21 protein-coding genes are annotated in these 20,332 nt (G+C 63.8%); 7 read left to right on the forward strand and 14 right to left on the reverse strand.

Going from position 1 to position 20,332, the window contains the following annotated elements:
• Window positions 1-41 precede the first annotated feature (41 nt).
• On the reverse strand, window positions 42-266 hold the full coding sequence (locus tag ETW23_RS13610; protein ID WP_129370209.1) for a DUF1150 family protein: 225 nt from the start codon (window positions 264-266) through the stop codon (window positions 42-44).
• 5 nt (window positions 267-271) lie between these two features.
• Window positions 272-685 carry an Hsp20 family protein gene (locus ETW23_RS13615; RefSeq protein WP_205877370.1) on the reverse strand — a complete coding sequence of 138 codons (414 nt, stop codon included), beginning with the start codon at window positions 683-685 and terminating at the stop codon, window positions 272-274.
• A gap of 181 nt (window positions 686-866) precedes the next feature.
• Here ETW23_RS13615 and ETW23_RS13620 point away from each other — a divergent pair, with 181 nt between their 5' ends.
• Window positions 867-1,091: a YdcH family protein gene (locus tag ETW23_RS13620; protein ID WP_129370208.1), complete on the forward strand. Its 225-nt coding sequence runs from the start codon at window positions 867-869 to the stop codon at window positions 1,089-1,091.
• A 179-nt stretch (window positions 1,092-1,270) separates the two neighbouring features.
• Here ETW23_RS13620 and ETW23_RS13625 read toward each other — a convergent pair whose 3' ends face one another.
• Complete coding sequence (locus tag ETW23_RS13625) at window positions 1,271-3,310, reverse strand: NADH:flavin oxidoreductase (protein ID WP_134830300.1); 2,040 nt, start codon at window positions 3,308-3,310, stop codon at window positions 1,271-1,273.
• Window positions 3,311-3,547: 237 nt separating this feature from the next.
• Between ETW23_RS13625 and ETW23_RS13630 the strand changes: the two genes are divergently transcribed.
• Window positions 3,548-4,831: a uracil-xanthine permease family protein gene (locus ETW23_RS13630; protein WP_134830301.1), complete on the forward strand. Its 1,284-nt coding sequence runs from the start codon at window positions 3,548-3,550 to the stop codon at window positions 4,829-4,831.
• Window positions 4,832-4,870: 39 nt separating this feature from the next.
• On the opposite strand, the gene ETW23_RS13635 is transcribed toward ETW23_RS13630, so the two are convergent.
• Entirely contained in the window at window positions 4,871-5,185 is a 315-nt protein-coding gene (locus ETW23_RS13635) for a DUF1272 domain-containing protein (protein WP_134830302.1), read from the reverse strand.
• Between the two features lie 271 nt (window positions 5,186-5,456).
• Between ETW23_RS13635 and purE the strand changes: the two genes are divergently transcribed.
• The gene (gene purE / locus ETW23_RS13640; RefSeq protein ID WP_134830303.1) at window positions 5,457-5,945 is read left to right on the forward strand and encodes a 5-(carboxyamino)imidazole ribonucleotide mutase; all 489 of its coding nucleotides are present in this window, start codon (window positions 5,457-5,459) and stop codon (window positions 5,943-5,945) included.
• Window positions 5,938-7,014 carry a 5-(carboxyamino)imidazole ribonucleotide synthase gene (locus ETW23_RS13645; protein ID WP_134830304.1) on the forward strand — a complete coding sequence of 359 codons (1,077 nt, stop codon included), beginning with the start codon at window positions 5,938-5,940 and terminating at the stop codon, window positions 7,012-7,014. Before purE ends, ETW23_RS13645 begins: the two co-directional genes overlap by 8 nt.
• A 63-nt stretch (window positions 7,015-7,077) precedes the next feature.
• Here ETW23_RS13645 and ETW23_RS13650 read toward each other — a convergent pair whose 3' ends face one another.
• From ETW23_RS13650 to ETW23_RS13695, 10 genes are all read right to left on the reverse strand, one after another.
• Window positions 7,078-7,701, reverse strand: a complete 624-nt coding sequence (locus ETW23_RS13650; protein WP_134830305.1) for an RNA ligase family protein — start codon at window positions 7,699-7,701, stop codon at window positions 7,078-7,080.
• Between the two features lie 145 nt (window positions 7,702-7,846).
• Window positions 7,847-8,995 (reverse strand): alpha-D-ribose 1-methylphosphonate 5-triphosphate diphosphatase, encoded by a 1,149-nt coding sequence (locus ETW23_RS13655; protein WP_134830306.1) that lies wholly within the window; start codon window positions 8,993-8,995, stop codon window positions 7,847-7,849.
• Window positions 8,992-9,768, reverse strand: a complete 777-nt coding sequence (locus ETW23_RS13660) for a triacylglycerol lipase (RefSeq protein ID WP_134830307.1) — start codon at window positions 9,766-9,768, stop codon at window positions 8,992-8,994. Before ETW23_RS13660 ends, ETW23_RS13655 begins: the two co-directional genes overlap by 4 nt.
• A gap of 40 nt (window positions 9,769-9,808) precedes the next feature.
• Entirely contained in the window at window positions 9,809-10,582 is a 774-nt protein-coding gene (locus ETW23_RS13665; RefSeq protein ID WP_368075842.1) for a DMT family transporter, read from the reverse strand.
• A gap of 239 nt (window positions 10,583-10,821) precedes the next feature.
• Complete coding sequence (locus ETW23_RS13670) at window positions 10,822-12,135, reverse strand: alpha/beta hydrolase (RefSeq protein ID WP_134830308.1); 1,314 nt, start codon at window positions 12,133-12,135, stop codon at window positions 10,822-10,824.
• An 87-nt stretch (window positions 12,136-12,222) separates the two neighbouring features.
• Window positions 12,223-12,561: a hypothetical protein gene (locus tag ETW23_RS25960; RefSeq protein WP_254695020.1), complete on the reverse strand. Its 339-nt coding sequence runs from the start codon at window positions 12,559-12,561 to the stop codon at window positions 12,223-12,225.
• Between the two features lie 456 nt (window positions 12,562-13,017).
• Window positions 13,018-14,670, reverse strand: a complete 1,653-nt coding sequence (groL, locus tag ETW23_RS13680) for a chaperonin GroEL (protein WP_129370197.1) — start codon at window positions 14,668-14,670, stop codon at window positions 13,018-13,020.
• Window positions 14,671-14,735: 65 nt separating this feature from the next.
• The gene (locus tag ETW23_RS13685; RefSeq protein WP_027258120.1) at window positions 14,736-15,023 is read right to left on the reverse strand and encodes a co-chaperone GroES; all 288 of its coding nucleotides are present in this window, start codon (window positions 15,021-15,023) and stop codon (window positions 14,736-14,738) included.
• A gap of 185 nt (window positions 15,024-15,208) precedes the next feature.
• Entirely contained in the window at window positions 15,209-16,210 is a 1,002-nt protein-coding gene (locus tag ETW23_RS13690; RefSeq protein ID WP_134830309.1) for an isopenicillin N synthase family oxygenase, read from the reverse strand.
• Window positions 16,211-16,366: 156 nt separating this feature from the next.
• Window positions 16,367-17,059 (reverse strand): DUF2161 domain-containing phosphodiesterase, encoded by a 693-nt coding sequence (locus ETW23_RS13695; protein WP_134831322.1) that lies wholly within the window; start codon window positions 17,057-17,059, stop codon window positions 16,367-16,369.
• 148 nt (window positions 17,060-17,207) lie between these two features.
• Between ETW23_RS13695 and ETW23_RS13700 the strand changes: the two genes are divergently transcribed.
• From ETW23_RS13700 to ETW23_RS13710, 3 genes are all read left to right on the forward strand, one after another.
• Window positions 17,208-18,215 (forward strand): TraB/GumN family protein, encoded by a 1,008-nt coding sequence (locus tag ETW23_RS13700; protein ID WP_134830310.1) that lies wholly within the window; start codon window positions 17,208-17,210, stop codon window positions 18,213-18,215.
• A 41-nt stretch (window positions 18,216-18,256) separates the two neighbouring features.
• Complete coding sequence (locus ETW23_RS13705; protein WP_134830311.1) at window positions 18,257-19,237, forward strand: TraB/GumN family protein; 981 nt, start codon at window positions 18,257-18,259, stop codon at window positions 19,235-19,237.
• Between the two features lie 104 nt (window positions 19,238-19,341).
• Window positions 19,342-20,262, forward strand: coding sequence for a manganese-dependent inorganic pyrophosphatase (locus tag ETW23_RS13710; protein ID WP_134830312.1), 921 nt, complete (start codon window positions 19,342-19,344; stop codon window positions 20,260-20,262).
• Window positions 20,263-20,332 lie beyond the last annotated feature (70 nt).

Consider the following 20,332-nt stretch of genomic DNA (forward strand, 5'->3'; position numbering starts at 1 on the left):
ATCAAGCGCTTTCGGGCGGATGCGCCCCGGCTACCCGGAGGTCAATGCACCGAAACCGGTGTCATGTCGTTCTGCCGCGCCAGCACATAGGCCAGATGGCGGTCGGCCACCAGCGCCAGCTGGCCGCCTTCCGCGTCATGCACCGCATAAAGCTGCGCATGGCCGCCCGCGCTGTCCTGCACGTCTTTGGGAAGATCTGCCACCGCAACCGCCTTTACATAGACGGTCCGGTCTGCGCCCTGGCTGAAATCAAACGGTGTATGCATTGCTCTTACCCCTTTTTGATGTTGATTGTCTGAACCACGGTTTCGGGCCGGGCACGGGTCAGATCCACATGCAGCAACCCGTTTTCCATCACCGCCTCGCCCACTTCGACGCCATCGGCCAGCACGTACATGCGCTGAAACTGGCGCGCCGCGATGCCGCGGTGCAGGAACACCCGCCCCTCGCTGTCGTCGCGCTGGCGGCCGCGGATCACCAGCTGGCGGTCCTCGACGGTGATCGCCAGGTCCTCTTCGGCGAACCCGGCCACGGCCAGGGTGATGCGGTAGGAATGGTCGGAAGTCTGTTCGATATTATAGGGAGGATAGCCTTCGTTGCCCGATTTCGCCGAGCGTTCCAGCAGGCGTTCCAGCTGCTCGAACCCCAGCATATGCGGGTAAGAGCCCAAGGTAAGTTTCGACACGTTGTTCGTCCTTTATGCCAAAGCGACGGATGCGCGCGGCCCCGTAACAGGCGGCCGCTTCCAGAAGAATATGGGAAGTTCTTGCTGGTTTCACAAGAGCATGTGCCCATAGGTCTAGCGGAAAAGCAGTTAAGGAAGTATCTTCAGCCTCACTTCATTCCTAAGCTTTACTGAGTCGCCAATGAACGCACCCACAGATGTGTCGATGAAGACAGATGAGGTCCTCAAGGTTGAGCTGGAGGTTTTCCGCAGGCAGCACCGTGATTTGGACGAAGCAATCGGCGCGCTGGAAGAGCGCCCGACCAGCGACCAGCTGACAATCCGCCGCCTGAAGAAACAAAAGCTCATCCTCAAGGACAAGATCGCCTTGATCGAAGACCGGCTGACCCCGGATATTATCGCCTGACAGTGCCACAGGCACCAAGCAGGCCCGCGCCCAAACCGCCGGGCCATAACTGCAGAACGCAGTGCCTTAACAGTTTCGACAGGGCCTCCCGCCCCCTTATCCGCGCAGCCGGCTGCACCGGAAGGTGTTGGGCGTGGCAGCGCGCCTGACGGCGCGCTGCGGTTCCGCTTGATTGCGGGCTACAGATCCTTGCAGAGTCTCAGCGCATCATAGATGGCGGCGTGCATATTGCGCCCTGACACCGCATCACCGGCCCGCGCCAGCCAGAAGCTGCCCTGCGGATTGATGGCGGCAAAAGGGCTGGTTCCGGCAATCATTGCCTGGTGGTCCAACTGACCCAGATTGCGCGACTGCGGCTTCAGCGCATGGTAAAGATCATCCGCCGGAGTGATACCATGTTCGCTGACCACATGATCCGCCACCCGCTCGGTCACTTCCCCGGTCAGGACATGGCGCAGGGTAATGCATTTACGGCTGCCTGCCGTAGCCACGGCAACCACCTCCAGAAAGCACTCAAACGTGACGCCCTGCCGCGCCAGATCACGCAGCACCACCGCCGAATTGGTTGGCCCCAAGTCATGCGCCGCCACCCGGTCCGGCGTCACCAGCGTGACCGAACAGCCCGCCCGTGCCATAACATCCGCCGCAACCAGCGCGGCGTGATCGCCGCATTCATCCAGCAGCAGAACCGCGCCCGATACCCTTGCCTCGCCGCCCAGCACCTCCCAGCTGGAAGTGATCAAATCACCGCCGGGGATCTCCAGTGGCTCCGGCCAGCCGCCGGTCGCCACGATCACTGCGTCCGGGTTTTCGGCCAGCACGTCGTCTGCCTCGGCGTAAGTATTCAGCCGCACCTCCACACCCAGCCGCTCCGCTTCCGAGATCAGCCAGTCTGCTACACCCCAAATCTGGCGCCGGGTCGTGCCTTTGGCCGCCAAGACGATTTGCCCGCCAAGCCGCCCGCTCGCCTCAAGCAGCACCACCCTGTGGCCGCGCTCCGCCGCAACCCGTGCCGCCTCCAGCCCCGCCGGGCCGCCGCCGGCCACCACCACCTTGCGCCGCTCCCGCGCAGGCGGGATCACATGCGGCATCACAGCTTCGCGCCCGGTTGCGGCGTTATGGCCGCAGACCGCGGGCTTGCCCTGGTTCACCCGGTCGACGCAATAACCCAGTGCCACGCAGGGACGGATCTGCTCCTCCGCGCCGCGCTGCAGCTTTGCCACCAGATGGGGGTCGGCCATATGCGCCCGCGTCATGCCGATCATATCGGCCTGGCCTCCGCGGAGGGCATGGCGGGCAGTGGCAATATCGGCCACGCCGCCGGCATGGAACACAGGCAGATCCACCGCCGCGCGGATCGCCCCCGCCACATTCAGATCCGGCGCCGCGGGCATCCCCATCGGCGCCACCCAGCCGGCCAGCCCCAGATCATCATAAGGCGCGCCCGCAAGCACGTTCAGGAAATCCACAGCACCCGCCGCAGCAATTTTCTGCGCCGCAGCAATACACTCACCCGCGCTGAGGCCCCCTTCCGACAGCTCATCGCCGGTGACCCGCATCCCCAGGATCATATCCGGCCCCACCGCCGCGCGCACCGCCTCCACGACCTGCAGCGTCAGCCGCAGCCGGTTGTCCAGCGAGCCGCCGTAGTCATCCTCGCGCGTGTTCACCAGCGGCGAAAGGAACTGCCCCAGCAGATGCGAATGCGACAGCAGCTCAATCCCATCGAACCCGCCTTCCCGGCAGCGCAGTGCCGCGGTGGCAAAATCGTTGATTATACGGGAGATATCCTCCTGCTCCATCACCTTTGGAAAAGCCCGGTGCGCCCGCTCCCGCCGCCCCGACGGCCCCAGCACCGGCAGCCAGTGCCCGTCATCCCAGGCGGTGCGCCGTCCCATATGGGTGATCTGGCACATCACCGCCGCGCCATGCTTGCGCACCCCATCGGTCAGTTTCTTGAACCACGGAATGATGCTGTCATCGCCCGCATAGAGCTGCCCGAAGACCGATGGGCTGTCCGGCGCGATATTGGTCGAGCCGCCGATCATCGTCAGCGCAATGCCGCCCCGCGCCTTTTCCTCATGATACAGCCGGTAGCGGTCGCGCGGATGGCCGCCCTCCTGGAACGACGGAGCATGGGCTGTGCTCATGATCCGGTTGCGCAGGCTCAGATGCCGGATTTGCAGCGGCTGCAGGAGAGGGTCATTGTCCAAGGTCATAGGTCGCGGTCCATTAAATGCAGCCAAGTGCAGAAGGCCCGGTCTGACCGTCATCCGGCTTGCAGAAAACCGGCAATTTCCCGGCCCCGTTGCGACACCTTGCCCGCGATTGGCGGAATCTTCGTCTGACCGGATGGTCAAAGCCGGATTTTCCGTTTACCAGCAGCCGGATTTTGTGCCCGGCCTCCACTCCGGGGCCTCCCGCGCAAGCGGCTGAACCAATGAACGAGCATCACCATGACCGCCACCAGCGACCGCACTCCGGTGTCTGAAGCCCAGGACGCCGACTACAAATTCTCCCCGAAACAGGCGCTGACCGGCGCCCAGATGCTGTTTGTCGCCTTCGGCGCGCTGGTGCTGGTGCCGCTCTTGACCGGGCTCGACCCCAGCGTCGCCCTGTTCACCGCAGGACTTGGAACGCTGATCTTCCAGGTCGTCACCCGCGGCCAGGTGCCAGTGTTTCTAGCGTCGTCTTTTGCCTTCATCGCGCCGATCATCTACGGCGTGCAGACCTGGGGCATGGCGGCGACCACCGGCGGGCTGGCAGCGGCGGGCCTTCTGTATGTGGCGCTCAGCTTTGCCATCCGCGCCTTTGGCGCGGGCTTCATGCACCGGCTGCTGCCGCCCGTGGTGGTCGGCCCGGTGATCATGGTGATCGGCCTGTCGCTGGCGCCGGTGGCGGTCAACATGGCCACCGGCCTGGCCGGCGACACCCAGATGATGCCGAAAAACACCGCCCTTCTGCTTGCAGCTGTTGCCCTCGGCACCACCATGCTGACCGCTATTCTGGGCCGTGGGATCATGCGCGTGGTGCCGATCCTGGCCGGCGTCGCTGCCGGCTATGGTGCCGCGCTGATCCTCGGCGCCGTCACCGGGCAATCCCTGGTGGATACCGCTCCGCTGGCCAGCGCCGCCTGGTTCGCGGTCCCGGATTTCGTCGCGCCCGAGTTCAATCTGGCCGCCATCCTGTTCATTCTACCCGTCGCCATTGCCCCCGCGATTGAACATTTCGGCGACATCATGGCGATCTCCAATGTGACCAAGCGCGACTACATGGAGAAACCCGGCATCCAGAACACCATGCTGGGCGACGGTCTGGCCACTGCCGCCGCGGGCATCTTAGGCGGCCCGCCCAATACCACCTATTCCGAGGTCACCGGCGCCGTCACCCTGACCCGTGCCTTCAACCCGGCAATCATGACCTGGGCCGCGCTCTTCGCTATCGCGCTGTCATTTGCGGGCAAGCTGTCAGGTGCGCTTGCCACCATCCCGATGCCGGTGATGGGCGGCATCATGATCCTGCTTTTCGGCATGGTCACCGTGGTCGGCCTCAGCGTGCTGGCCAAGCTGGGCGACGCCCTCTCTGAGGCGCGCAACATGGTGATCATCTCCACCGTGCTGATCATCGGCCTCGGCGGGCTGACGCTGCAATTCGGCGAAGGCTTCACTCTCGCGGGCATCGGCCTCTCTGGCGTTGCAGGTCTCGCGCTGAACCTGATCCTGCCGAAACAGCGGGACTGATCCCGAAAGCAACCGGAGCCGCCTGCCCGGCGGCTCCGCTCACCGCTCTTCCGGTTTCATATCCCGGATCCTTGCCACATGCGTGGCAATATCCTCGCGGGTGAACTTCGTATGCACCCGTTCCGTCAAGGCCGGATGGTTCCCAAGCCCCAGCTTCAGCTCTGCCCGCCAGGCCTTCCCGGGCCGGATCGGCCGCGGCGCAAAGCCGCCGCCGCAAGTGGGGCAAACATTGTCCAGCACCTGCTCCACGCAAACCGCGCAATAGGTGCACTCATAACTGCAAATCCGCGCGTCCGGTGCATCCGGCGGCAGATCCTTGTCACATAGCTCGCAATTGGGGCGTAGCTCCAGCATCGCATCCTCCCAGTTCCAGCCGCCACCCTGCCCCCGGTTCCGGCCCTGCACAAGCCTCCCGCGCCGCGCCGCCGCGCGGCGCCACGCCCAACCGCAAGGCGGTGCAGCTTGCCTGCATTCCCGCGCGGGCGGGAGCTTGCCGCCTGCGGCATAGCGCCAGAGCCGCTGAAACAGGGCAAATCCGCCCGTTTTCCGCGACAAGCCGGATTGCGCCAATTCCCAGTTTCCCTATAGTGCGCGCTCCACAAGCCGCGACAGGAGCCACCAAGCCATGGCCGACATCAAAGTAGGCATCATCATGGGCAGCCAATCCGACTGGCCCACCATGAAGGAAGCCGCCACTATCCTAGATGAACTGGGTGTTGAGTATGAGGCCAAAATCGTCTCCGCCCACCGCACCCCGGACCGGCTGTGGAGCTACGGAAAATCCGCCGCGGACCGCGGCTTGCAGGTGATCATCGCAGGTGCCGGCGGTGCGGCCCATCTGCCCGGCATGGTCGCCTCCAAAACCCGCGTCCCCGTTGTGGGCGTGCCGGTGCAGACCCGCGCCCTCTCAGGCGTCGACTCGCTGTATTCCATCGTGCAGATGCCCAAGGGCTTCCCGGTTGCTACCATGGCCATAGGCTCCGCAGGCGCCGCCAATGCAGGCCTGATGGCCGCAGGCATCCTGGCATTGCAGGACGCGGACCTGGCCCAGCGCCTGGACGATTGGCGCCAAGCCCTGTCTGCTTCCATCCCCGAGGAGCCCTCCGATGACTGAAGCCCTGCAGCCCGGCGCCACTATCGGCATTCTCGGCGGCGGCCAGCTCGGCCGGATGCTCTCGGTCGCGGCCTCCCGCCTTGGCTTCAGGACCCATATCTTTGAACCAGGGCTTAACCCGCCCGCAGGCCATGTCGCCGATCAGGTGACCACCGCCGGATACGAGGACGCCGCCGCCCTGGCCGCCTTTGCCGCTTGCGTCGATGTGATCACCTATGAGTTCGAGAACATCCCCACCTCCGCGCTCGACATTCTGGAATCGCACAAACCGATCCGCCCGGGCCGTGAAGCCTTGCGTATCAGCCAGGACCGGCTGACCGAGAAAAACTTCCTGCAGGACCTAGGCCTCCAGACCGCGCCATTTGCCGACATCAGTGATCAGGCCGACCTCGACGCCGCCCTGGCAGAGACCGGCGCCCCCGCGATCCTGAAGACCCGCCGTTTCGGCTATGACGGCAAGGGCCAGGCCCGCATCAAGGCACAGGAAGACGCTGCCGAAGCCCTCGCTGCCATGGCAGGTGCGCCGTCGGTCCTCGAAGGGTTTGTTACTTTTACCCACGAGGTCTCGGTCATCGCCGCCCGCGGCATCAGCGGTGAGATCGCCTGTTTCGATCCCGGCGAGAACGTCCACCGCGACGGCATCCTGCACAGCACCACCGTGCCTGCGCGCCTCAGCAAAAGCCAGCGTATGGACGCGGTGCTAATGGCGGGCAAGATCCTGAATGCGCTCGATTATATCGGCGTTCTGGGGGTGGAACTGTTCGTCACGCCCAAAGGCCTGATCGTCAATGAGATCGCCCCGCGCGTCCACAATTCCGGCCACTGGACCCAGAACGGCTGCACCGTCGACCAGTTCGAACAGCACATCCGCGCCGTCGCGGGCTGGCCGCTGGGCGACGGCCAGCGGCATTCCGACGTGGTGATGGAAAACCTGATCGGAGATGATGTGGACCGCATCCCCGAGCTCGCGAAAAAACCCGATTGCGCCCTCCATCTCTACGGCAAGCTTGAGGCCAAGCCAGGCCGCAAGATGGGTCATGTGAACCGGGTGGTGAAAGCGCAGGACTGAAGGATTGGGGCGCTGCCCCAAACCCCGGGAGTACTTAAGACCAGAAAGAAGCAGGCGGCGGTCTCAGATGAGACCGTTTCTGATGATTTCCGCGTTCATCCAATGCACATCAGTCTGCACATGATCCGCGCGAACGTATTTGGCCAGCAGCCTCTGCATTTCCGCCTCGGAAAAACCTCTGGCTGTTCGGATCACACAGCCTTCCTGCCTCTCCAGATCCAACCCTGATATGGTCTCGTGCAGCACCTGCGCGGATGGCGGTCCGCGGTACAGCACCGGCACGCTCGTAATCCCCAGCTCTGCGAACCGGACCAGGGTTTGTTGCCAGGGCTGGATAACGCCGTCCAAGATCCAGGCGAACCCCAGAAAATAGCTGGGCAGTGCCTCGTAGGCGATGGCATGGCGTGCATAAAGATACTCCCCGACAATCCGTTCCCTTTGCGCCAAGCCCGGCGAGACGCCCGCGGCAAAGGCCTTCATCCAGTCCCGTGACGGGTGATACCGCGCATCCGGGCTGCGCGGATGGCAGCCGCCGCTGTGGATCGTGGTGTTTTCCCCATCCATCTTCTCGGTGATGATCACCTCCGGTTCGGCCAGCAGGGCAGAAGTATCCAGCATGATCTTGTCATCACTGGCGGCGCCGGGCGATTGCGGCAGATGAAAGGTGCGTCCGTATTTCCGGGTCATGCAAGCAGAAATCCACAAAAGGAAATGTCTTCCGCTGCACCCTATCCGGGGCATCCGCCGGCAGCAAGGCAGGCCGGTGAAATCGGCCCCGCCGGTTTCACGCGCCGCAAAGAGGGCCATCCGGCCTGATGCGCGGCGCTCCCCCTCAGGCCAGGAAGCGGGCGGCAACATCCCCCGACATATAGCTGACCCGTCCACCCGACAACGTCGCCGCCACCCGCTGCGTTTCCTTGTCCAGCACCACTATGTCAGCCCTCTTGCCCGTCTCCAGCCGCCCGCGGTCGGTCAGTCCCAGCACCTGTGCAGGCCCGTCCGATACCAGCCGCCAGGCACCGCTCAAATCCATCAGGCCCGAGCGTTCCAACATCAGCGCCGCCCGGCGCGGGCTGGGATAGTGGTAGTCGGAAGCCAGCGCATCGCACAGCCCCATGGCGATCAGCTCAACGGCGGAGGCATTGCCCTTGTGGGAGCCGCCGCGCACCACATTGGGCGAGCCGAGGATCACCGGATCCCCTGTATCCCGTGCTGCTTCGGCTGCCTCAAGCGTTTCCGGAAACTCGGCAATCCGGGCGCCGCGGCCGCGCCAGACAGCGCGGTCTTCGGCGGTTTGGTCGTCATGGCTGCCAAGGCGCACGTCCAGCGCCGTCAGCTCGCGGCACAGCGCATCCAGCCTGCCCGGCACCTCAGCCCGGCGCGCGTGCATGTCCTTCAGCATCTGCCAGTGAACATCCGGGTTGCGCCCCGCCTTCAGCGCCTGGCCGGTGAGGCGCGGCGGTTTTTTGCCCTGCGCCAGCCGCTCATGCGGCAGGTGATCGTTGAGCACCACATACGGCACCTGCCACTCTGCTACTTTGGCGGCGAGCCCGGCGTAATCCTCCAGCATGTGGATCTCAAACCGCAGCTGGGGCAGCAAATCGGTCACCACAGAACTGCGCACCGTTTTGATACCCTCAAACACCTGACCGGCAAACTCCGGGCCGCGCAGGCCGCCTTCCCAGGAATAGAACTGCGCCAGCACCGCGGTGGTGATGCCATTGGCCGCCAGCTCTGCCTCGGCTGCCACCACCCCTTCGGCCATCTGCTTCATCGCGCCCCGGCGCGGCGCCAAATGGCGCTCAAACCCGTCACCGTGCAGATCCACGATCCCCGGCAGCACGAGATAGCCTGTCAGGTCCACGGCGCGCCCTGCCGCTGTCTCCGATACCAGGCCGCCTGCGATGGCAATTTCGCCGCCGCGCTCCAACCCGCCGGGGCGCAGCACATCGCCGCCTTGCAGCGTCAGTTCCAATGTCATTTCTCTGCCTCTGCGCAACCGCCATTCAGCTGGCAAGCCTCAGCGATGATCTCTTCCACCGCCGCCAGCCAGGTCAGCGACGGTTCAAACCGCCCTTCCTCCAGGAAATGCAGCGTCTGCGCCATCACCTGCGGGCTGTTCATCATATAAGTATGGGTGACCGGCAGCGTCAGATGCGCCGCCATGCCATCCGCCTTGGTGCTGGAGACCGAGACCTTGCCGTCATCCGCCCCCGGTATAAGGGCGGAGAACAGCGGGTTCAGCGTCTCGCTGCCCGCAATCACCCCCAGTTGAAAATCAACCGGCAGCAGTTGTTTCGGCAAACTCTCTGCCCCGGTGCCCAGCTGCAGGCCCGCAGGGCCGTTCAGCAGGCCGAAAACCTCCCAATCGCCCAGCTCATCCACCAGTTCGCTGCCCTGGTTCGGCGGGCCCATCATCACCACCCGGCCCAGGTTCTGCGGATGGTTGCCCTGCAGCCAGTAGCGCAGCAGGATACCGCCCATCGAGTGGGTCACCACATGGGCTGTCTCTTCGCCGCAGGCAGCAAAGGCCTGCGGCAAGGTCTCCTCCGCCAGCACCTGGATGGTCTCCTCGGTGGAGGCATAGCCGGGCCGCACAACGCTGTAGCCGCGCGACTGCAAGACCTCCTCGAGCACCACAAAAGACGCCTCGCTGCGGGCCAGCCCGTGCAGCAGGATCACACAATCAGCCGCAGCGGGCAGCGGCAGCAGCGCCGCAGCAGCGGCTATCAGGGATTTCATCGCAATACGCATGGGGATCAGATAAGCGCAAATGGCGGGTGGTGAAAGCCCCTCAGCCGGCCTTGCCCGGCTCCTGCCGCGCAGCCTGCCCCGGTCCGCCCCGCACCACCAGCGCAATACCCCCCAGCACCGCAACCGACCCGAACACCAGCCGCAGCCCGACGCTCTCGCCCAGCAGCACCGCCCCCGCAAGGATTGCAATCACCGGCACGCTCAGCTGCACGGTGGCCGCCACCGCGGGCAGCAGTTGCGGCAGCACCCGGTACCACAGCGCATACCCAAGCCCCGAGGTCACCGCACCGGACAAAACGGCCAGAAACACCCCGTGCAGGCTTACCACCGTGCCACCGCCCGCCAGCAGCAGAACCGGCAGCATCATCACGCTGGACCAGGCGAAATTCACCGCCGTGGACACCAACGGCGCCTGCGCACCGCGCCCCAGCAGACTGTAGATGCCCCAGCCCAGCCCGCTCGCGGCCATCAGCAATGAAGCGGTTAATGGCACTCCGGCGGCTTGTGCAGGCCAGACCACATAGGCCAGCCCCAAAAGGGCCGCCACAGCCCCGGCGGCCTGGGCCGGCCCTGGCCGGCTGCCGCGCACAGCCCCCCATAGGAACATGGATATCTGCACCACCCCGAACAGAACCAGCGCCCCCAATCCTGCATCAAGATCCTGATACGCCAGGGTAAATCCCGCCATATACAACGTCAGCGCCGCTCCGCCCCACAGGCTGGAAGGACGCAGGATGCGCTCCCGGCTCCAGGTCTCCAGCCCCGGATCCAGCACAAAGCCGCCAGGGTCAGCGCCCCGGACACCAGCCGCCACAGGCCGAAACCCGTGGCATCCATATAGCCGCCGCCAACCGCGGCCCGGCCCAGGATCGAATTTGCGGCAAAGGCCAGCATGGTGAGAGAGACAAGCAGAAACAATCGCATAAGATGCCAGCTACAATGGAGCCGCCTGCCAGGCCAGTGACTTTTCCGTGTCAGCAGCAGTCCGGCGGCAGACACGCTTCTTTCTGGGCCAAAATACTCCCGCCGGAGGCAGGCCCGCCCTGCGGGTTTTCAGCGGCGGTCCTGAACATAGTCCAGATCCAGATCCGGCAACCGCTCCAGCGGGTAATCCGGATGCAGGGTCCAGATATTGTCGTGATCCAGCTCCAGCGGCCGCAGCGTGCCGCCCGGAAACGCCCGCGTGCGCAGCGCCAGCGCAATGTCCGACATCGCGCCGGGATTGTCGCGGAAATAAGAATGGCCCGCGCCCCCTGCCCCTTCCACCCGGATGAAATGCACCAGCCCAACCTTCTTCAGCGCGGCCAGCTCGCCGGGGGCGAAATCCGACGCATCCAGCCGCCCGAACCGCGCCTCCCGGGTCAGGATCGAGGCAATGGCCAGCGCCTGATCACCCGGGTTGATGTACACATTGACCTGCTCAAAGGCCGCAAAGACCCGTTCGCTCATCAGCCGCTGCCGCACAATGCCCACATCCAGATCCGGCGCCGCCAGCACCAGCGTGCCGGTCTTCAGCGTGATCTTGGGGCGCACGCCCCGCCCGCGCTCGCGGATCACCAGCTCCCGCAGCGCAGTGGCCGCCACATCCGAACCGCGGGAATGGGCAACGATGTCGATATCCTCCACCTCCGGAACCGAGGCCAGCAAGTCCAGCGTTTCCTTCAGATGAAAAACAGAAAAATCCCCTGCCTCCCGGTCGCGGAAATATTTGAACAGGCCGGAACTGCCCGCAGGCCAGGAAAACGCCATCGGCACCGAACGCCGCCCGGAATAATGCCAGATATTGGCCAGGGTGGTCAGCGCCTCATCAAAATCATTGTTGAACCCGTGCACAAACAGCAGAATACGCCCGCTACCCGCGCGCTGGACCTCAGCCGCCACCGCCTTGCGGAATTCTGCGGCATAGGCGGCATAATCTCTTTCCGCCTGCGTCTCGGTCACCACCCGGCCGCCGCGCCGCTCGGCCGGCAGCGGCGTCTTGGAAAACCGGATCCCGTCGCGGAACCCCGCCACTTTCAGCCGCGGCAGCCGCCCGCTTGTATTTGCATGGGTCAGCGCCACCAATTCCGGCCAGTCCTCGACCCGTGTGAACTGCACCTCTGCGGTGCCGAACGCCATCGAATCCGACCGCTCCGCCAGGTAAGTGACCGAACCGTCGCCATTCAACCGCTGCGACCGGTTGGTGACATAGAGCAGCCTGGGCGCGACCGTGCGCTGCGCCTCTGGAACCCGCTCCGCCTGGTAATTGCGCCCTGTTGAATACAGGTTCGGCGGTTTGGCCAGCCGGTCCACCGGCGACACCCCGCAGCCCGCAATCAGCAGCGCCAGCAAGAACCGGGCCACTATCCGCCCTGACAGTATCGCCATCCGCCGGTCCCTCCCTGTTGCGCGCTCCACTTCAGCAATTCTGAAGGCTAGCCCTCAAACATATGTCCGGCCAATGAAAATATCGTGTCAACCGGAGCCGCCGGGGAACGCCTGCGGATAGATCAGCTCTGCCTCCGGCACATCATCGCCCCGCCGCAGGATCAGCGTGTATTCCAGCGGATAGGGGCTGATGAGCTTTTGCGCCCGCTCCAGACTGAAGCCATAGCGCCCATAAAAGGAGGGCTTGCCCAGCACCACGATGGTTTCAGGCAATCGTTCCTGCACACCAGCAGGAAAGACCTCATAGTAGCTCTGCAAATGCTGCAACATCCGCGAGCCGAACCGCCACGGCCGACGATAGGCCTCTTCCTGCGGTCCGCCTGTCTCCATGTTCGGATTGCGCTCGGCCAGCTTGCCCCCTGCCACTCGGGCAGCACCGCCATCGGCGCCAGACAGGCCCAGTCCGCGGGCGCCTGCATCCGGCTCAGCGCGAAATAGCCGCCGATCCTGCCCTCCCAGGGTTTCCGGAACTCATACAGCATGTCGCCGTCCGCCCGCAGCTGCCGCACCAACCGCGCTTCCGCATCAGTCGGAAAGGCCGCCTTCAGCAGTGTATCCACTTCGTCAAAGTGCTCTTCATCGACCCCAGTCATGAAATCCGGCCCAACAACCATCACGCCCCTCCCGCATTCACCTTTGCACAAATACTCGCGCCGCAGGCAGGCCCGCAAGGCGGGCCTTCTGCCTCGCCAGAAACGAAAAGGGGCCGCCTTGACAGGCAGCCCCCAAATTTTTTGCAGTCATAGCGGCGCGGCTTCCGGCGGATAGGCCTTAACGGCCAATCACCTGTCGCCTCATCACAAATCCCGGTGGGATTTGTGATTACATCATGCCGCCCATGCCGCCCATGCCGCCCATGTCGGGCATGCCGCCGCCTGCAGCCGCGCCTTCTTTGGCGGGCTTGTCGGCAACCATAGCTTCGGTGGTGATCAGCAGACCGGCAACCGATGCTGCGTCTTCCAGAGCGGTACGCGCCACTTTGGCCGGGTCGATCACACCGAAGGCGAACATGTCGCCGTATTCTTCGGTCTGAGCGTTGAAGCCAAAGGAGCTGTCGGAGCTTTCGCGGACCTTGCCGGCCACAACAGCACCGTCAACACCGGCATTTTCAGCGATCTGGCGCAGCGGCGCTTCAATCGCTTTGCGCACGATCACGATACCGGCGTTCTGGTCGGCGTTGGCGCCTTCCAGGCCTTCCAGTGCTTTACCGGCCTGAACCAGAGCAACACCGCCACCGACGATCACGCCTTCCTGCACAGCTGCGCGGGTCGCGTTCAGAGCATCGTCCACACGGTCTTTGCGCTCTTTCACTTCGACTTCGGTCATGCCGCCGACGCGGATCACGGCAACACCGCCTGCCAGTTTGGCAACGCGTTCCTGCAGTTTCTCACGGTCGTAGTCAGAGGTGGTTTCTTCGATCTGAGCGCGGATCTGGCCAACGCGGGCTTCGATCTCGGCTTTCTCGCCTGCGCCGTCGACGATGGTGGTCTCGTCTTTGGTGATTTCGATCTTCTTGGCCGAACCCAGCATGTCCATGGTCACGGACTCAAGCTTCATGCCCAGATCTTCGGAGATCACTTGGCCGCCGGTCAGGATTGCGATGTCCTGCAGCATGGCCTTGCGGCGGTCGCCGAAGCCCGGTGCCTTGACAGCAGCAATTTTCAGGCCGCCGCGCAACTTGTTGACAACCAGGGTTGCCAGCGCTTCGCCTTCAACGTCCTCAGCAATGATCAGCAGCGGCTTTTGCGACTGGATCACCTGCTCCAGCAGCGGCACCATGGCCTGCAGCGAGGAGAGTTTCTTTTCGTGCAGCAGGATCATGCAGTCTTCGAGATCTGCAATCATCTTGTCGGCGTTGGTCACGAAATAGGGCGACAGGTAGCCGCGGTCGAACTGCATGCCTTCGACAACAGTGGTCTCGGTTTCCAGACCCTTGTTTTCCTCGACGGTGATCACGCCTTCGTTGCCGACTTTCTGCATCGCGTCAGCAATCTGCTGGCCGATTTCAGCTTCGCCGTTGGCAGAGATGGTGCCGACCTGGGCAACTTCAGCGGAGTCTTTGACTTCGCGGGCCATCTCTTTGATGCCGGCAACAACGGTCGAGGTCGCCAGATCGATGCCGCGCTTCAGGTCCATCGGGTTCAGGCCCGCTGCGACCTGCTTCAGGCCTTCTTTGACGATGGCCTGGGCCAGCACGGTCGCGGTGGTGGTGCCGTCGCCGGCTTCGTCGTTGGTGCGGGAAGCAACTTCCTTCACCATCTGGGCGCCCATGTTCTCGAACTTGTCTTCCAGTTCGATTTCCTTGGCAACCGACACACCGTCTTTGGTGATGCGCGGCGCGCCAAAGGATTTGTCCAGAACCACGTTGCGGCCTTTGGGGCCCAGGGTCACTTTCACGGCGTCAGCCAGAATGTTGACACCGTTCAGCATGCGGTTGCGTGCGTCGGTTGCGAATTTGACGTCCTTAGCAGACATATTTCATTCTCCTCGAGAATTTCTGTTTGGCAGCGATAATAGGGGGGTCAGAGAAGCCCGCGGGCTTACTCGATGATCCCCATGATGTCGCTTTCTTTCATCATCAGCAGCTCTTCGCCGTCGACGGTGACCTCGGTGCCGGACCACTTGCCGAACAGGATCTTGTCGCCAGCCGAAACAGCCATCGCAATCAGCTCGCCGCTGTCCTTGCGTGCGCCTTCGCCGGTCGAGACGACTTGGCCTTCGCTCGGCTTTTCTTTTGCGCTTTCGGGGATGATCAGACCGCCCGCGGTTTTTTCTTCGCTTTCGGTGCGACGCACCAGTACGCGGTCATGAAGCGGTTTCAATGCCATCTTTGCAGCTCCTTAAAGGCTCAAAGGTTGTTATCCTTTGCCCCGCTCCCTGGCAGGGCAGTTATCACTCACATCTTCCGAGTGCTAACGAGGGGAAGCTAGGAATGCCCCCCTTCCTTGTCAACACGGAATCGGCAAAAAAATGAGGGCGCCGGCGCGCCCTCTGCTGTCTTCGGAATTTCCGCTTATGCCGCCTTGTCTTTCAGGTGCTCAAAGCTGTCCTTAAAGCGGCTGAACTTATGCGCGCCGCAGGCCACCGGCTGATACCGCGCCGGGTTTTCCGCGCTGACGCAGCTGTCCAGCGGCTGCACCACAGCCGCCGCGTCCGCATCAATAAAAAACGGGATCGAATAGCGCTCGCGCCCCGAGGCATTCACCACCCGGTGCAGGTTCGCAAGATACAGATCATTGGTCAGCCGCTGGATCAGGTCGCCGATGTTGATCACAAAAGTCCCGGCAATCGGCGGCCCTTCGACCCAATCCCCATCGCGGTTCATCACCTGCAACCCGCCCACGTCATCCTGCGCCAGAATTGTCAGGCTACCGTAATCCGTATGGGCGCCGATGCCCATCACGCTCTCATCAATCTGCCCCTCTTGCGGCGGGTAATGCAGCAAGCGCTGGATGGTGATCGGGTCCTGCATCCTGGGCGCAAAGAAATCCGCCTTCAGATCAAGGCTGACCGCAATCGCCCGCATCAGCCGCTGCGCCAGGTCTTTCATCTCCTGATGATAGCCATAGACCGCGCGCTGAAACTCCGGCCGTGCCGCAGGCCACAGATTGGCGCCGAAAAACGGCGCGGCACCGCCGGGGCATTCCGGCCCGATGTCAAAACACTCCTTCAGATCCTTGGTCTTTTTGGGGTCGGTGTTTTCCCCGAAAACCTCGATATAGCCGCGCAAGGCCATCCCGGATTTGGAGATGTGCAGATCCATCTTGTCCTGCAGCGGCAGATCGAAGAACGCCCGTGTCTCATCAAAGGCGCCGTTGACCACCGCTTCCGGCACCCCGTGGTTCCTGACGTAAAAGAACCCGGCGTTGGTCAGCGCCCAGCGGATTTCCTTGGCGACCTGAAACAGGCTGCCGCCGTTGTTCAGCGCGCTGATGTCGATCACCGGGATCTTGTCGAATGAGACCCGCTGCGCGCGCAGGCGGTCCTGCAGCCGGTCGATGTCCTGATGTGCCATTGCTGTCTCCCCTCATGCAAAGCTGCCCACCTCATCGGCCCAGAGGCGCGCAGGCTCAACAGGGAAAAATCGCAACTGAGTTGAATTTAAATCACCTGAACCTCGTAATGCGCGATGAGATAAAGGCAATTGAAGAATCAGATGCACGGATCAAATTCATCCGGACACCTCATCCGGCGCTTCATCCTCCCAGCTGCCTGCCCAATGCACCAGCCCCGCACGGCCCGCATCCGTCAGCTGATAGATGCCGGTCGCCACCCGCTCGAACCAGCCGTAATGATTGCTGGCCATCAATTGCGTGGCGCGCGCAACACCAGTGGCTTTGGCAACAACGGCCCCCTTGCAGGCGCCCGCAACGGCCAGATGCGCCGCACAGGCCAGCGCATCCTGGCGGTAGGCCGTAACAATGCCATGCCGGGTAGCGCCGCCCGCATTGGGATCGCCGCGCAGGGTCTGAAACTCGCGCAAAAGCCGCGCCTGCTTCTTCTTTGACTTTCGCGGAGCATAAGGCCCGGGATCGCAATGCACCTCTGCCCGGCCGTCCGCCAGCACCGTGATCAGCCCCAGTCCCAGCCGCCGGCACAGGGCCAGATTGTCCTTCATCATCCGCCGCGCCTGCCGCCCTCCGGGACGAGGCACCGCGATATAGACAAGGTCGGTGACCGCCAGCCGGGCCACTGCCTGGTGAAACAGCGACAGCGAAAACTTCAGCTTCAGCTCGACAATCACCATTGGTTCGGCGCCGCGGACACCCACCACATCGGCGGCCCCCACCTCGCCCTTCACCTCATAGCCCTGCCCTTCCAGCAGCGCCTTCACCGGCGCATAAAGCTGATCCTCGCGTTCCATCGCCCATGACTGGCAGGTCGCGCCGCCGTTGGCAATCCGCGGCACGGATTTGCGGCCCGGACGCAGGGTTTTGCATTGCCGCCCCCGGCGCCGCACCCTAGGGTCATACATCCAGGCTGCTGTTCCGGAACCGGTGAGAGGGCTTAGAATGAAACCGATAGCACTTGCACGCGCCCTGGTACTTGGGCTGGCACTTGGCCTGGCCCTGCAGGCCCCTGCCGCCATGGCCGCCTGCCGCGGCATCGACTACCGCGACCATCTGCCCGCCGCCACCGAAGCACGGCTGGAGCGCGAGATGGCCGCCACCCCGTATTCGCGCGGCAACCACTGGGTCGCCACCAAGGGGAACCGCACCATTCACGTGATCGGCACCATGCATGGCGGCGATGCCCGCATGGCCAAGGTGATGCGCACCCTGCGCCCGGTGCTGGCACAAGCAGACGCAATTTATCTGGAAACCTCCGACTCCGATCTGGAACGCCTGGACCGGATGCCTGATGAACTGGCCCGCAGCTTCCTGCTGCCCAAGGGCCAGGAATTGCGGCACCTGCTGCCCCGCGACGCCTGGGAGCGGTTCCAGCTGACGGCCCAGGTGACCGGCGTCAATCCGGAAACCATGAACCGGATGCAGCCCTGGGCGATTTCAATGTTTGTGGTGCAAAGCGGCTGCCGCCCCTACGGCTTTGGCCTGCGGCGCGGGCTGGATGACCGGATATCCGATTTCGCCCGGCGCAAACGGATCCCGTTGGGGGCGCTGGAAACCCCGGAACAGGCGCTGGCGGCCATTGCCAGCCTGCCGCTCAGCGATCAGGCCCGGATGCTGGCGCTGGAGTTGGAACTGGTGCAATCCGGCAAACCCGAGGATGCCACCCCGGTTGAGGCTTATTTCGACCAAAGCGTCTGGACCTCCTTTGTCCTCGCCCCCTGGATCAGCGCCCAGTACAGCAGCTTCTCCGGCGCCGAGACCACGCGGCTGTGGCGGCAGTACAACCGCCGCCTGCTGGATCAGCGCAACAAGCGCTGGATAACACCCATCCTGGCCGCCCGGCACGACCGGATTGCCGTCGCCGTCGGGGCTGCCCATCTGCCCGGCAAAAACGGTGTTCTGAACCTGCTGAAAGCCAAGGGTTTCAGCCTCGCCCCGGCCGCGTGGTAAGGCAGCCCCCGCCCGCACTCAGATCTCAGGACCCTCCCGTTATGCGGCTTATCTTTTCCCTGTTTTTCCTCTTGCTGCCCGCCTCGCTGTGGGCGGCCTGCACCGGCACCGACCTGCGCACCGCCCTCGCCGCACCGGACCGCGCCCGCATCGAGGCCCGCACCGCCGCTGCGCCCTTTGCCGAAGGCAACCACTGGATCGCCCGGCGCGGCGACCGCACGCTGCATGTGATCGGCACCCTGCACATCAACGATCCGCGGATGGAGGTCATCACCGCCCGGCTGGCCCCCTTGGTGCGCCAGGCAGACCTTCTGCTGATAGAGGCCAGCCCCGCCGACAAGGCGGCGTTCGAGGCCGAACTGGGCCGCACGCCCTCGCTGATGCTGATCACCGATGGCCCCAGTCTGATCGACCGCCTGCCCGCGGCTGAGTGGGAGGCCCTGGCTGCCAAGGTCCGCAGCCATGGCATGGCCCCCTGGATGGCTGCCAAGATGCGGCCCTGGTTCCTGGCGATGACAATGTCATTCCCGCCCTGCCTGCGCCAGGACAAGGACATCAAACGGGGCCTTGATGTGCGGTTGAGCAAGCTGGCTGAAGAAGCCGGTGTTGCCCTGCAGTCGCTCGAAGACCCGATGAGCGTTATCCGGATGATGGACGCCGACCCGCTGGAAGAGCAGGTCCGCCAGCTGCGTGCCTTTACCGCCATGATGGGCGGCGGCCAAGACAGTTTCGTCACCACGGTTGAGGCTTATTTCGACCAGCAAGCGCTGAGCGCGCTTTACCTGAGCGAGCGGGACTTCCTGCAAAGCGGCGCCCTGACCAGGGCAGAGCGCGAAACCCTGTGGGCAGAGGCGATGGACGGGCTGCTCGACCAGCGCAACCGCAACTGGATTCCGGTGATCGAAGCGGCCAGGGGCGACCGCATCGTGGTGGCTGCCGGCGCCTTGCATCTGCCAGGCAGGGCCGGCCTGCTGAACCTTCTGCGGCAAGAGGGCTACAGGCTGGAACGCGCCCCGTTCTAGGCACAACGCCGCATTGCATCGGCTGCGGGGTGACAAGCCTGCACGCCAGCCCTATAAGGCGCGCAAATCTCCCTTCGGACCTCTTGAGTGAACAGGACTGCCCAATGACCATCCAAGTTTTCGGCCATAAATCCCCCGACACCGATTCCACCGGCTCCCCGATCATCTGGGCCTGGTATCTGAACGAGGTGAAAGGCACCGCTGCCGAGCCCAAACTGCTGGGCGAACCGAACACCGAAGCAGCCTTCATGCTGCAGCGCTGGGGTTTCGAGAAGCCCGCGATCATCGCCGACGTGGCCGATGACGCGGCTGTGGTCATTGTTGACACCAACAACCCCGCCGAGCTGCCCGCCAATATCAACGGCGCCGATGTGCAAGCGATCATCGACCACCACAAGCTGGTCGGCGGCCTGGAAACCAAAGGCCCGATCGACATCACCATCCGTCCGCTGGCCTGCACCGCCACCATCATGCACGACCTGATGGGCGATGACGCCGCCAAGATGCCGGACGCAATCAAGGGTGCAGCGCTGACCTGCATCCTGTCCGACACGCTGGAATTCCGCTCGCCGACCACCACCGCGCACGACAAAGCCGTGGCCGAGAAGCTGGCCGGTGAGCTGGGCATCAATATCGCCGATTACGCGGCTGAGATGTTTGCCGCCAAATCCGACGTCTCTTCTTTCTCGGATGCGGAACTGCTGCGTATGGACTCCAAGGAATACGCCGTCGAGGGCACCAAATTCCGCGTCTCCGTGCTGGAAACCACCGCGCCGGGCGTGGTGCTGGACCGCAAGGCCTCGCTGATGGAAACCATGACCTCCGTCGCGGCTGAGGATGGTGTTGACCAGGTGCTGCTGTTCGTCGTGGACATCCTGAACGAGGAAGCCACCCTCCTGGTGCCGAACGATCTGGTGAAAACCGTGGCCGCCAAGAGCTTTGGCGCCGATGCGGCCGGCGACACCGTGGTGCTGCCGGGCATCATGTCGCGCAAAAAGCAGATCATTCCGAACCTGAAAGTCTAAGCGCCGCTGCCGGCCCGGACTGCAAAAGGCGCCCCGCAGGGCGCCTTTTTTTTTGCGGCAGGACCCTCTC

The sequence above is a fragment of the Leisingera sp. NJS201 genome, from assembly GCF_004535885.1.
Taxonomy (GTDB): domain Bacteria; phylum Pseudomonadota; class Alphaproteobacteria; order Rhodobacterales; family Rhodobacteraceae; genus Leisingera.